This is a genomic window from Heliobacterium mobile (assembly GCF_009720735.1).
Lineage (GTDB): Bacteria > Bacillota > Desulfitobacteriia > Heliobacteriales > Heliobacteriaceae > Heliobacterium > Heliobacterium mobile.
The window spans coordinates 122,264-135,719 of the sequence record NZ_WNKU01000009.1; the positions used below are offsets into that span (position 1 = coordinate 122,264).

Sequence of the window (13,456 nt, forward strand, 5' to 3'; positions counted from 1 at the left end):
ACCTTCAATTGGGAGATAACCGCTGTTGAATCATCGCTATAATGCTCTCCGAATCGTCCATTTCCATCGCCTGGCCGGCAATCTCTTTCGCTTCTTTGTAAGAGAGTGAGCGGATCACTTTTTTTACCCGCGGTATCGAAGAAGCACTCATGGAGAATTCATCGAGTCCGAGCCCGAGAAGAATCGGCACTGCCTTTTCGTCACCAGCCATTTCCCCGCACACGCCCGTCCAGATGCCCGCTTTATGGGATTCATCGATGACATTCTTAATCAGGCGTAGAACTGCCGGGTGTAGAGGGTCATAAAGATGGGAGATGCGTTCATTCATGCGATCGACAGCGATAGAATACTGAATCAGATCGTTGGTGCCGATGCTGAAAAAGTCCACTTCCTTCGCCAGCATGTCTGCAATGACGGCGGCCGAAGGGATTTCGATCATGATGCCGACTTCGACCTGGTCATCGAAAGGGATCCCCTCTTCTTTTAGTTCGGTTTTCACAGAGTCCAGAATTTGATTGGCCTGGCGGACTTCCTTGACACTGGAGATCATAGGGTACATGATGCGCACTTTTCCGAAGTAGCTGGCCCGAAGTATCGCCCGCAGTTGGATCTTGAAGATATCTGTACGATCAAGGCACAGTCGAATGGCTCGCCACCCGAGAAAGGGGTTCATCTCATCGGGCATCTCCAAGGCGGGCAGCTTCTTGTCCCCGCCGATGTCCAGCGTCCGTATGATGACGGGGTATGGCGCCATTTTTTCTGCCGCTTCCCGATAAGCTTGAAATTGCTCTTCTTCTGATGGCAAGCTGGTACGATCCATGTACAAAAACTCCGTCCGGAACAGACCAACCCCTTCGGCACCATTCTCCAAAGCGCCCTTGCAATCCTTCGGCGTTCCAATATTCGCAGCCAACTCCACTCTGCGCTGCCCATCTCGAGTTTCAGGAGGAAGCTCTTTTACTGCTTTCAACTCCTGAAGATACATGGCGTATTCCTTCATTAAAATAGTGTACCGCTCTTCCGTTTCCCGATCAGGGTTCAGATAGACGACGCCCTTATTCCCGTCGACGATCACCCGATCTCCCTTTTTCGCCCGAATGGTAATATCGCCCAGGCCAAGCACAGCCGGGATCTCCAAAGATCTCGCCATGATCGCCGTATGCGATGTCTTACCGCCGATATCGGTAGCAAAAGCTTTGACTTTGTCTCTATCCATTTGGGCTGTATCGGAAGGAGACAGATCTTTGGCAACGATGATGACTTCCTGTACCAGATCAGAAAGAGAATCAACAGGCTTCCCCTGTAGGTTTTTGATGATCCTGGTGCCGATATCTTTGATATCGGCGGCACGCTCTTTCAGGTAGTCGTCTTCCATTTCACGGAACATCGCAATGAACACATCGACCACTTGAGAGACGGCATATTCCGCATTAAAACATTCGCTGCTTATCTTGTTTTTGATCTCGCCGAGAAGCATATCATCTTCCAAGATCATGAGATGGGCCTCGAAGATGCGAGCGTTTTCCTCACCTGATTCTTTCGCCGTTTTTTCCCGAAGCTCTTCCAGTTGTTTTTTGGAGAGCTGCAAGGACTGTTCAAGTCGTTCCAGCTCTTGATCGACACTATCCTCATCAATCAGTGACATGTTCACCGCCATCGACTCATCTTGAAGAACATGGACAATCCCGATAGCAATCCCCGGTGACGCTGCAATTCCTTTGTGCATAGTCTACCTCCATTTATCTGTAAAAATTGTGCTACGATTAATATTTGAATCTATTTACAGTATCACGCAAGTTCTCCGCTAACCCTCTGAATTCATCGGCTATAATAGCTACGTTTTTAAACACAGATGTCTGTTCCTCCACCGACGCTGTTACTTGTTCTGTCGAAGCGGCCGCATCGTTGGCCACAGAAGTGATCAGATTCGTAGAAGAAAACAGACTTTCTACCTGTTGAATCACCTCCAACATCCTTTTTCCTGATTCCCGAGTATCTTTCATTACCGCATTGACTTTTTCGGTAATTTGATAGAACGACTGCTCCGTTTGCTCAGAGACTTGTGCTTGTTTATAGATGCCCTGGTTCGCTTGTTGAATGCCAGCAGCCGTTTGGGTGACCACTTGTTCTATTTCTTTAATTTGTATGAATACTTGTTGTGTCGATTGACTAGAAGATTCAGCTAGTTTCCTGACTTCTTCGGCCACGACGGCGAAACCTCGGCCCTGATCCCCTGCCCTCGCCGCTTCAATCGCTGCATTGAGTGCTAAGAGATTCGTCTGTGCAGCAATGTTATTGATGATTTCGGCAATCTGAGTGATCGCTTGTGTTTTTTCTTTTAGCTGGTTGACTGTTTCTGCAACCTGATGGGTTAAGCGCATCGTATTATCGACTTCAGTTTTTTGGTTCATCAAGACGAGTTGACCATTATCCAAAGTGTGCCCGACTTCTGTAAATTCATCTAAAATACGTTTTACCTCTTCAGACGTAGTTCGAGCGTTTCCGTTGATGGTATTGAGAGAACCGCGAATTTGGCTAATTTCATTGGCGATATCTTGATTGCCGCGAGCTAACGTTTCAACTGCCTGAGCAATTTGTTGGGAAGATTGATAAACCTCTTCTGTTGTGGATGAGAGATCTTCCGCTTTTTTATTAAGAGTGACTGCACCCGAAGCTGCAGCTTCTATCGTGTTTCTAGTTTTATTTAAGAGTAGATTAAACTTATCGGCCATTATGCCGATTTCATCACGACTGGTAATATCGATCTGCTGGGTCAAATCTCCGTCAGACTCAGCGATACCAGCGATTTTATTTTTTAAAAGGATCAATGGGCGAGTGATCTGTTGTATAAAGAACCACCCTATCAATCCACCGGCGATGAGACTGAAAAGTAACGTGCTGATGATAATTTTTTGAAAATTGTATAACTCTTCATCCAATATGCTTTTTACTGAGGAGTACTCCGTTTTAGAGTAGTCTTCGATTTGCATTACTAAGGAATCAATATCATCGGTCGGAACTCGGTCAATGCCATTGACTATATGGTCAATGGATCGTACTGTCTCAGGATCACTTAAATTTTTACCATGTAACGCTTCTCGATACTTTTCCCCCAACTGCCTATGGGTGGTTAGCGCTTGATCCATTTTCGAAGCATCGATGTTGTGACTGACTAACAGTTCTTTTAGATATTTTAATTCATTGTCCGTTTCGGTTTCTTCTTTTTGAAAATTGTTTAAATATTTTTGGAATGCTGCAGGGTCATGACCTCTGAGCAAGATATTTTTCCATTCTTGAACCTGTTTTTTGAACAGCACTTGCACGTTACGCGAGCTATCTACCATTTGAATGAGATCGTTCGTTTTTCCTAAGGTGCTTGTGCTAAGGTCGTGAGTCTCCTTAAAGACGGATATGCCGATAATTCCAATCGTTGACATAACAAGAAGAAGAAACGCTACAACGATCATAATGCGTGTTCCGATTTTCAGATCCTTTAACATAATCTTTGCCTCCCTATTATAAAACACCAATAAATGACAGTTAGATGTTTGGCTTATGTATTTAAAATAGCATTAGTCGTTGATATTGATACTAGCGGTCGACAATAAGCTAATTGTCGAGTGGTAAAGCGATCCAAAAAGTCGAGCCCATTCCCACTTGACTGTGCACCCCGATCTCCCCGCCCAGCAAACGGACTAATTGTTCAGCGATGGAGAGACCTAGGCCAATACCACCGTGATATCTCGTATTGGAACCGTCTACCTGTGTAAAGGGCTGGAATATACGCTTAAAGTCACTTGAACTAATCCCAATGCCCGTATCGGATATTTCAAACCGAATGAACTTTTCGCCGGATGATTGTTTTTCCGTGAGCACACGAATCGTAACTTCGCCTTTGGATGTGAATTTAATCGCATTTTCAATTAAAATGAGAAGGGCTTTCTGTAGGAGCATCAGATCAGAGGTGAACCTCTCATTGTTTATTTCGTTCAGACTACTAATTTGAATTCCTTTTGATTCGGCAGAACTCTTCATAATATCAACGATAAGGGCGACGATATCTTCCGGATTGATTTGAACATGGTGAATGATCACTTTTTCCGATTCCATTTTGGAGTACTCAAGTATGCTGTTGATAACATGCAGTAATTCCTCAGAGGATTTACGAATGAATGCAGCATATTCCTGCTGTTCTTCAGAGAGCGGAGTGTCCATTAATAATTCAACCATTCCGACAATCCCATTCATGGGAGTACGTATTTCATGACTCATGTTTTTTAGGAACTCATCTTTCGCTCGATTCGCATATTCGGCAGATTCTTTTGCCTGTTTCAGCTTCTCCTCCCAGCTTTTTCTAGCAGTTATATCATGTTGAATTCCAAAGTGACCTAGAATTCGGCTTTCCTTGTCATAAAGAAGTTGATAATCACCTTCAAAATAAATAGAAGTCCCGTCTAATCGATCTTCTAAGGTTTCTATGAACAACTTACCATTATCAAATAGCTTTCGTAAAAAGCTTCTCATTCTATCTTTATCAGAAATATAAATTTCAGATAGCTTTTTCCCGATGATTTGCTCCCTTTCAATGTTATGAATATTTAAAAAGGCATCATTGACCTTGATTACTTTCTGGCTACACATGGCATAATCGAGTAAAGTTTCTTTATCGACAGTATCATCCCAACGAATAGGTTCATCAAATAAGACGTAAAAGAAACCATATAAAGATTGGGAGAATAACATCTCTAATTTTTTTTCACTTTCACGTAATGACTCCAAAAGACGATTATGCCGGGTAATATCTCGACTAACTCCGATGACTCCGATTATTTCATTATTTGATCCGATAAAAGGTGTTCGGATCGTCTCATATAATCTTCTTTCACCTAAATATGTAACCCATGTTTCAAACTTTATTTCACTTTTATTACGAATAACGTACTCGTCCATCTGATTGGAAAATATGGCATCATACTCGATTCTTATCTCTGTATCATTACGACCAATAATATCTTCAAAACGCAAGCCCATAAAATCACAAAAAGCCTTATTACAATTGATGTAAGTTCCGGTTAAATCCTTAACATAAACAACATCCGGAATCGCGTTTATAATCCTGTTACAGGGCAAGCTATTTTTTTTGGTCAGGACTGCGTCACATAGATATTGTTGATTTAATAATGCATTCATTACCTTCTACCACCTAATTGTGATTTATGGTACTAGATTTAATTTCGACAATTCTTGCAATAGTCCTTCTTGAGGACTAAAGTTCACCACGAAAACGAATTAAAATTATTAATTCATTTATCTTTTTAATCGACAAAGCGAAAGATACATAAAAAACCGCCCATTTTTGGGCGGCCTGAAGTTAAGTAATAAAAATCATTAGTAGTCCTTATTCCATACTGATGCACTCATACTTTTTGCAAATAAACTGACAATCAAAATCTACAGGGTGATTAGTGTTAGAAATTTGAATTTCGAAATAGGAGTGCTTGGACAAGTAATTTTCATCAAGAAAGTTGCGCTCTATTAAATAGTTTACTAACATGTTTCTTGCTTCATAATGGGAGATTTTCCTTCTCTCTTCCGTCTCAAACCACAATTCTTCTGACCTGGGTTGAAAACGATGTCCAGAGCTCGATCTCTGCGGTTTTGCAAGGACCGTTTTGGCCCCTAAAATCTTTTCGATATCTATTCTTGAGAAATCCACAATAGTTCTCTTCAACATCCATAATCACTCCTTAAATAGTAGAGCGTTAGCTATATTTGCAATTATTGATGTTTGTAGAATATTTTTTATCTTCTGTGCAGATGTGATTAATGAACCAATCCTTGAAGAAAGATATTAGTCCGACCGATAAGGTATAGTTATTTTTTTTCAGACTTAATTTGAACCCAGTAACTTTTTGGCGGAATATTTCATGCTGCTTTAAATGTTCGCTCAAGCCCGAATAATTACATCTCTTCATCAAATCTTCTTCGTGATCGAGATGCTTATCGCAATAATCGACCGCTTCGTTGACAAGCTTTTCGACAAGTTCCCTGCTTTTTCCCAATTTCATAGCGCTATGTAATTCATTTAACATTTCCAACAGTCTCTTATGCTCTTTGTCAAGTTCAATAACATTTACACTGTATTTTTCTTCCCATTGGATCAGGGCCATGCTGTTTATCCCCCTTCATTTGGGTGAATTCATTAATCTTGACAAACTCGAATAACGATTCTACAGAAAAGAAAAACGTGAATTTTTTATTGTCAACTTAAGTTATATAACGAAATTTCATCCTCCTTTCTCGTATTGCTTAAAAAAGCAAATTAACAATATCTCGTTGGAACTATCTTAATATATCGTTTTTGCAAAAACAACCACTAATATAAAAATTACAAATATATTTATGCGTAGGTTTTATCAATGCTTATAATAGGTAATTTGTATAATTTCTCTATAAAAAATCATAAAACTATTTATATTAGTACACCGCAATGACTTTTAGGTCCTAATTCTTATGGAATTTTAATCCTACGTGGGATAGCTTAGAAATAAGATTGGCATTTGTGATATAATTGGAGAGGAATATTTTCCATTACATTGGCTAGTGGAACTATTCTGAAATAATTCAGTGGAACTTCTGAGATAATAACGATGTTAGGAGGACTTTTTATGTTACAAGTGGTCAAGCAACTTAAGGCGATGGTGGCTGAATTAAAAAATAGTGATGACGCAAACAAAGATAATGAAAGAGGTAAAAAAATCCGTAAGACCATATCTATTTTAGAATCTACCATTGATGAAATAGAGTACCACGTGTAAATCTCACCATTCGCACTCTTACCATAATAAAATGGTTTCTTCTGGTGCGTATATAAAAAAGACCGTGGCTCAGAAAACTTTTGCCACGGTTTGATTTTATATATATGGTAACGGAGGTTAGAAGTTAGCTACTCAAATGTGAGTTTGCTCTCCCAACAACGGGGAATTTAGAAGTGCAGTACTGATGAGCGATTGTGCTTTTTTTACGATGCAATAACGATTTTTTCTCCAAGGGAAATATGAACGGGATCATCCCCTTTTACATGAATGTAACCAGGTAGGCGAGTCAAATCAGCACCGTCAAACTTTATCGTGGCATGACCCATCTGGTTGAGGATGTGGTTCACTTGATGTCCGACAGCCGTAATCCTATAGCTTCGATCGCCGAGGTAAAACATGTCGCCGACCGCTACCTGCTCAGTAAAACTCCCTTTGCTATGACATACGGCAAAGCCTGAGAGATCGGTGGGCGCATCTTCGTCAAAGAGAACCAGCATATCTTGAATCAACAACTGGGCTATGGATTCACCGATTTCATTCACTACAACTTCATATTTTTTCATTAGATACACCCCCTCTATCCCTTTTTCATTTGTCAATGATAGGCGTCCCCTGTAACGACCCGCGACTTTCTTGAGACATGCGGGATGCGGAGGGAACAACTCTCTTCTACGGTGGTGTAACATATGTTACACTTAAACGCAGATGGTCCTACGATGAAATGGGCTGTTTGTGAATATATTCATTTTCACTCACAGGTTCATTATAGTTGACCTTACACAAATAATATAATGCTTATTCAACATAGTTGATATAAAGGGAGAGCATATGTTTGTTAACACGGAACTGTATCGTACCTTCTATTTAGTGGCGAAGGAAGGCAGTATTTCAAGAGCTGCGGAGCAACTGTTTATCACGCAACCTGCCGTGAGCCGGGCCATCCAACAACTGGAGGAAAGGTGCGGTTGTGTACTCTTTTTCAGAACCCCAAAAGGGGTCAAACTGACGAAAGAAGGGGAACTTCTCTACCCCTATATTGAGCAGGCTTTCAATTTTATTTCGTTAGGTGAAAAAACCATCTCTGATGTGAAGGGATTACAAAAAGGTGAGATCACCTTTGGCGCCGGCGATACGATCTGCAAACACTTTCTCCCTCCCCACCTCAAAAATTTCAAACGGGCTCATCCCGGGATTCGGATTCATGTGACCAACCAAAACAGCCCATCAATCATCCAGATGATCAAAAAGGGTGAACTGGACATCGGATTTATTCATCTTCCCGTGGTCAATGACCAATACTCTCTGGACCAAATGGCCGTTTACGAAGTGATGAAGATCCAAGACTGCTTCGTCGTCGGTGAAAAGTTTCGAGAATTAGCGGAGATACCGCGATCGATCAAAGAGATCCTTCAATATCCACTGATTCTCCTGGAAAAGGCCAGCAGTTCTAGAATCTATTTCGAAAAATATCTTGCTCAACACAATCTTTCAATCAAGCCCGAATTCGAGTTGAGCGACTTTGAATTACTCATCCAGTTTGCTTTGATCGACTTCGGTGTGGCCTGCGTAATTAAAAATTTTATCTCCAAGGAATTAAGAGACTCTTCCCTGTTCGAGATCACACCGTTGGAACCGATTCCGCCAAGGTATATCGGTGTAGTACACCATAAATCGATTCCATTGCCGGCAGCGGCAAAAGAGTTTTTATCCTTCATCGTACAAAACAAAAATCCATGACCGGCATGTCCGTCATGGATTTTTACTTTCTGTCCATAGTTCAAACATATGTATGTCTTTTATTTATACCTGCCATGCAGAATATGCATTTTATTCATAAACGACTTTCAACTATAATCATAGCATAAACAAAAACGCAGGCGATGTTGACCAAAGCTTCTACAATGTCAATATTGCCTTTTCTTAAACCCAGGTTGTGAAATTCTTAATTTATCGTTTAGTGGAGGGAACAGTCATGAAAGCTGGAAAGCCTCGCATTGTCGTATTAGGTGCCGGTTATGCCGGAATCTTAACGACCCGACGCCTGCAAAACCTTCTCTCGAGCGACGAGGCTGAGATTGTTCTCGTCAATAAACACAATTATCACTACCTGACCACTTGGTTGCATGAGGTGGCTGCCGGAACGGGCGATGACGATCGCATCACCATTCAGATTAAGGATGTTATTGATACGGACCGAGTCCATCTCATTAAAGATACGGTGCTGGAAGTTCAAAAAGAAGAGCACCGCGTGATCCTTAGCCATGGAGAAGCGCTCATCTACGATTACCTGGTCGTCGCTCTTGGATTTGAACCAGCAACCTTCGGGATTCCCGGGATCATGAAGCATGCCTTAACCATCCGCAGCATGAACAGTGCTCGCAAGATTCGCCATAAGATTGAAGCTCTTTTTGCCGACTTTGCCGATAGTAACGATGAGCAGGAAAAGTTGACTTTCATCGTTGGAGGCGCCGGATTTACCGGCATTGAGTTTGCCGCCGAGTTGGCAGAACGGATTCCCGTTCTCTGTGAACAGTACGCCGTCGATCCCCGCCGTGTTCAAGTGCTCAACGTGGAAGCTGCTCCTGGAATTTTAGCTGGATTTGATCCTGACCTGGCCGATTATTCGAAACAATCCTTAGAACGATTAGGTGTTGAATTCCGCCTGTCGACCCGGATCAAATCAGTGGATCCGCAAGGGGTGACCTTACTCACCGAAGCGGGCGAAGAGAGAATCGAGTCGGCTACGGTCATCTGGACCGGCGGTGTTCAGGGAAATAGCGTCGTCTGCGGTAGCGCCTTTGAAGCGCAGCGAGGAAGAATTCCCGCGGGAGAGGACCTGCGTATTCCCGGTTATGATAACGTCTTTGTCCTAGGCGACTGCTCCGCTTTTCTAGACAAAGGCACAGGCCGACCCTATCCCCCAACAGCACAACTTGCTATCTTGCAGTCTGACGTTTGTGCCCAAAACATTGTGACCCTCCTGCGCGGCGGCCAGGAATTAAAGACTTTTGTTCCCTTTATGAAAGGGGCCGTCGCTTCCCTCGGTGCCCACGACGCCGTCGGTAAGGTCTTCGGGATTAAGGTACGAGGAACGATGGCCATGATCATGAAAGCCATCATCGATATCCGGTATATGCTCATGTTAGGCAGCCCCAAACTCATTTTCGGCAAAGGCAAGCTTTCAACATACGTTATGCCGACGACTTATACACAAGCTTCAGGTAGCAAGTAAATCTACCATGAATCGTAAGAAAGAAGCGATGATCATGCGCGAGTTTTGGAAGCGGCTGTTCCACAGTAAGCCTTCTGTCCTCCGTGACTTGTTGCCTGAAACTTATTATGAATATATCGAGCAAAGCCACATTTATCCCAATTATGAAACGGTATATCTGCGGCTTCCCAATGGTCACCTCGTTCATATCAGTCATCATATCGGCCCCTCTTCGGATCGACCCTTTACGGTCACCATCGGCAGTTGGCGATATAAAAAATACCCCAAACCGGCTGCGAGCGCCATACAAACCGAGCTTGAAGATAAATATTCCTTGAACCTCAGTGCCGATGAATGGGTCGAGTTGTTACATCTGATTTATTCGCTCCCCTTTGCAACAAAAGACCTCGCCTGTGCATAGTTCTGATAAAGTGTCGTCCTATACCTCCGATAATGGCCTGGGTACATACCAATGTACCCAGTTTTTTTCTATCAATCCCTTACGAAGATGGTTAGGCAAAGAGTTGCTCTATAAGTTAGATATTCCGCTTGTCGTACTGAAAGAAACAAGACGAAGGCCCTAAAGTCTGACCTCACGCGCCCAGTCGCAGGTCAATGTCTTCTAGGGCCTTCTCATTATAGTAGTGTTTAGTCTACTGATAATGCAGAGAAAGTTTTTTTCTCTGCATTGACTAGTCCCTATATTATTACCCCTCATAAAGAGACATGATAATTTTAACGATTTCCTCTTTGTTCGGCTTTCGAGGGTTTGTGTCTGTACATTTATCGGCCAGAGCTGCATCAGCTAAAGCGTCAACCTTTTGTATAAAATCGTCTTTGCTGATACCGAGGTCCTTTAAAGTCATTGGCGTATTCGTTTCCGCCAACAGAATTTTTACGGCACAGATTAAACTGAGGACGCCTTCCCGAACGGAACGGGTTGGAAGGCCAAGAATTTTGGCCAGTTCAGCGTATCTAGCCGCGGTCACCGTATCGGTTTCACTTTCCAAGTTGGCATTGTAGGCGATCACATGAGGCATCAATATGGCGTTAGCCCGGCCATGGGGAATATGGAAAACACCACCCATAGCGTGAGCGATACTATGATTGATTCCCAGCATGGCGTTATTAAATGCCATCCCGGCCAAACAGGAAGCGTTATGAAGTCTCTCCCTCGCTTCGATATCGTTACCATTCTTATAGGCTCTCACGATATACGCAAAAACCAGTTTCACCGCTTTTTCAGCCATTGCGTCGGAGTAATCGGAGGCTTTTTTCGAAACATAAGCCTCAAAGGCATGCGTCAGCACATCCATCGCTGTATCAGCGGTGATTTGCGGCGGTACCGTCTTTACCAAGTCTGCATCGATGATAGCCACGTCGGGTAACATATCCAGATGAACCAGAGGAACTTTTTGATTATTTACGGTAATCACCGAAAAAGAGGTAACCTCAGAGCCAGTCCCACTCGTCGTCGGGATGGCGATGAACTTCGGTCTTTTATATGGAACGCCGCTTTTTTTCGATAGGTCTTGCGTAAACATCAAGATCGCTTTCGCGGCATCGATGGTAGAGCCACCGCCCAGAGCGATCAGCATATCGGGGGCCGCTTTGATCATCTGTTCCACACCTAGAGAGACTGTCTCGATAGGCGGATCGGGCTTTATGTCCGAAAAAAGGGTGTATTCAATCTCATTGCTCACCAAGAGTTCGAGGATTTTTGCGGCAAATCCCGCTTTGATCATAAAGGGATCGGTAATTACAAAAGCTTTACCTTTCTTCAAGGTCGACAGGTATTTGATCGAACCGGCTTCAAATACCACTTTAGGTTTCATACTAAATTTTTTCATACATACTCCCCTTGCACTTCTTTCATTGTTACATTTGATTTTTCGAGTTGAAAGTGTCCTTATTCAGCATATTTTTTGGGATTATACCCCTCAATGCTGTAGTGCAATTATCACTTTCTTGTTTTTATAGCACTATTTTGCGAATAATCTCACTTTCACTTACGTGCATTATAAGGGCTCTCCAGCTATAAATACAATGCATTTTTTTTATGACAGATATGATCTGAAGTAATACACGAATCATCAGTTAAGCCAATTATCGGATTGATGCCCATTTATTAACCAACCTTATTTCCTTTATCGTAAGGTTTACTTCAGGACTGAGAAGCGCAAAAAACCCGGGATACTTAATGTAAAAGTACCACCGGGCTTATTACGTAAAAACTTCTTCTATTTATACTAACTCATCTATGACTAACTCATCAACAGTTCAATGTTAATAGTTTTCCTATCCTTAAATTTATCATTTTCATTGCCCTGATGGTACCGCTCTAGCGTATGGATGTCTATTTAGTACTTAAACTGTCCCATTAGTCGCTGTAAGTTCATTCCCATATCGGCTACCCTGTTCGTCATAGTAGAAACTTGCTCGATATTGGCGGTTGGTTGTTCCGTCGATGATGCTACCTCTTGCGAGCCGGCAGACGTCTCTTGCGTAACGGCAGCGATTTGACGCATAGCATCATTTAATATGTTCACTGCATTCTGAACTTCCTTACTTTTTTCTCCGACATCCATGACTTTTAGAACCATGTCGTCGGTACTAGTATTGATATCCAAAAAGACTTGATGGAGTTGTTGAACACTTTTTTCTTGTCTTTCTACGATGACCTCAGAATTGTGTCCCTGTTTATTCACATCTTCCACACTTTTTATGATATCACCAATGAGCTGTGTAATTTCCTGTGTGACTAGCAGTGGAAGGACGTTTCCTGACTGGTATCTTCCAACCAGCTAATGGGACTGAAAAGCTAGACTACAATAAGGAAAAGCAGTCTAGCGGTATTGCTAAACTGCTTTTCTTTTTGCCGTTATCGAAAGTGGTATATTCCAGTTACTTAACAGCTACTTGGCCGTCAACGAACTCCACTTTATAAGTCGCAAAAACTTTTTTCTCGCCTGTGTTTTGATTTACCTGCATAACCTCGACGGTGCCATTTCCCTGAAGTGTAGCTTTATAATCCCAGCCGAACACGCTAGCTATCGGATAATCCACAAACTCCGTTTTCCCCAGTTCATCCCAGTTAATCGTACCGTCCGAATTTACGACCTTTTCATTCTTGGTTTTTACCTGTTCAATTTTGTTCTGAAGTACAACACTGAGTTGGCTGGCAATTTCGCTGGAAGATGCCGATTGGACTTTGTCAACTACGTTATTGACCGTGCTTCCGATGTCGGAGTTGGAATTAGAACATCCAGTTAGCGACAGTAAACCGACAACGACGGCTGAGGCTATCATTGATTTTGACCAAGTTCGGTTCATTGATGGAATGACCTCCTCTGAGGTCTTCCCGATTTATTAGACACAACTAAGTGTGATATTCTCGTTCATTCATAGGGATGCTTCGATTATCGCT

The 13,456-nt window shown here is 42.5% G+C and carries 12 protein-coding genes; 4 read left to right on the forward strand and 8 right to left on the reverse strand.

Annotated features, from left to right (window positions below; genetic code table 11):
* Positions 1 to 4: 4 nt before the first annotated feature.
* From ptsP to GJ688_RS09785, 4 genes are all read right to left on the reverse strand, one after another.
* Complete coding sequence (gene ptsP, locus GJ688_RS09770) at positions 5 to 1,726, reverse strand: phosphoenolpyruvate--protein phosphotransferase (RefSeq protein ID WP_155476359.1); 1,722 nt, start codon at positions 1,724 to 1,726, stop codon at positions 5 to 7.
* 37 nt (positions 1,727 to 1,763) lie between these two features.
* The gene (locus GJ688_RS09775; RefSeq protein WP_155476360.1) at positions 1,764 to 3,500 is read right to left on the reverse strand and encodes a methyl-accepting chemotaxis protein; all 1,737 of its coding nucleotides are present in this window, start codon (positions 3,498 to 3,500) and stop codon (positions 1,764 to 1,766) included.
* 109 nt (positions 3,501 to 3,609) lie between these two features.
* A complete protein-coding gene (locus tag GJ688_RS09780) occupies positions 3,610 to 5,190 on the reverse strand; it encodes a PAS domain-containing sensor histidine kinase (RefSeq protein WP_155476361.1) in 1,581 nt (526 codons plus the stop codon).
* A 572-nt stretch (positions 5,191 to 5,762) separates the two neighbouring features.
* Positions 5,763 to 6,170, reverse strand: coding sequence for a bacteriohemerythrin (locus GJ688_RS09785; RefSeq protein ID WP_155476362.1), 408 nt, complete (start codon positions 6,168 to 6,170; stop codon positions 5,763 to 5,765).
* A 498-nt stretch (positions 6,171 to 6,668) separates the two neighbouring features.
* Here GJ688_RS09785 and GJ688_RS09790 point away from each other — a divergent pair, with 498 nt between their 5' ends.
* Positions 6,669 to 6,818 (forward strand): hypothetical protein, encoded by a 150-nt coding sequence (locus tag GJ688_RS09790; RefSeq protein WP_155476363.1) that lies wholly within the window; start codon positions 6,669 to 6,671, stop codon positions 6,816 to 6,818.
* 203 nt (positions 6,819 to 7,021) lie between these two features.
* Here the strand turns inward: GJ688_RS09790 and GJ688_RS09795 are convergent, their stop codons facing one another.
* Positions 7,022 to 7,381 (reverse strand): PTS glucitol/sorbitol transporter subunit IIA, encoded by a 360-nt coding sequence (locus tag GJ688_RS09795; RefSeq protein WP_170291844.1) that lies wholly within the window; start codon positions 7,379 to 7,381, stop codon positions 7,022 to 7,024.
* Between the two features lie 265 nt (positions 7,382 to 7,646).
* Between GJ688_RS09795 and GJ688_RS09800 the strand changes: the two genes are divergently transcribed.
* From GJ688_RS09800 to GJ688_RS09810, 3 genes are all read left to right on the forward strand, one after another.
* Complete coding sequence (locus GJ688_RS09800; protein WP_155476365.1) at positions 7,647 to 8,555, forward strand: LysR family transcriptional regulator; 909 nt, start codon at positions 7,647 to 7,649, stop codon at positions 8,553 to 8,555.
* Between the two features lie 235 nt (positions 8,556 to 8,790).
* Entirely contained in the window at positions 8,791 to 10,050 is a 1,260-nt protein-coding gene (locus GJ688_RS09805; RefSeq protein WP_155476366.1) for an NAD(P)/FAD-dependent oxidoreductase, read from the forward strand.
* Between the two features lie 7 nt (positions 10,051 to 10,057).
* Positions 10,058 to 10,450, forward strand: coding sequence for a hypothetical protein (locus tag GJ688_RS09810; protein WP_155476367.1), 393 nt, complete (start codon positions 10,058 to 10,060; stop codon positions 10,448 to 10,450).
* Positions 10,451 to 10,736: 286 nt separating this feature from the next.
* On the opposite strand, the gene GJ688_RS09815 is transcribed toward GJ688_RS09810, so the two are convergent.
* The 3 genes from GJ688_RS09815 to GJ688_RS09825 all read right to left on the reverse strand — a co-directional run bounded on the left by GJ688_RS09815 (position 10,737) and on the right by GJ688_RS09825 (position 13,362).
* Entirely contained in the window at positions 10,737 to 11,879 is a 1,143-nt protein-coding gene (locus GJ688_RS09815) for a 1-propanol dehydrogenase PduQ (protein ID WP_155476368.1), read from the reverse strand.
* Positions 11,880 to 12,389: 510 nt separating this feature from the next.
* On the reverse strand, positions 12,390 to 12,746 hold the full coding sequence (locus GJ688_RS09820) for a hypothetical protein (RefSeq protein ID WP_155476369.1): 357 nt from the start codon (positions 12,744 to 12,746) through the stop codon (positions 12,390 to 12,392).
* A gap of 187 nt (positions 12,747 to 12,933) precedes the next feature.
* On the reverse strand, positions 12,934 to 13,362 hold the full coding sequence (locus GJ688_RS09825; protein ID WP_155476370.1) for a hypothetical protein: 429 nt from the start codon (positions 13,360 to 13,362) through the stop codon (positions 12,934 to 12,936).
* Positions 13,363 to 13,456 lie beyond the last annotated feature (94 nt).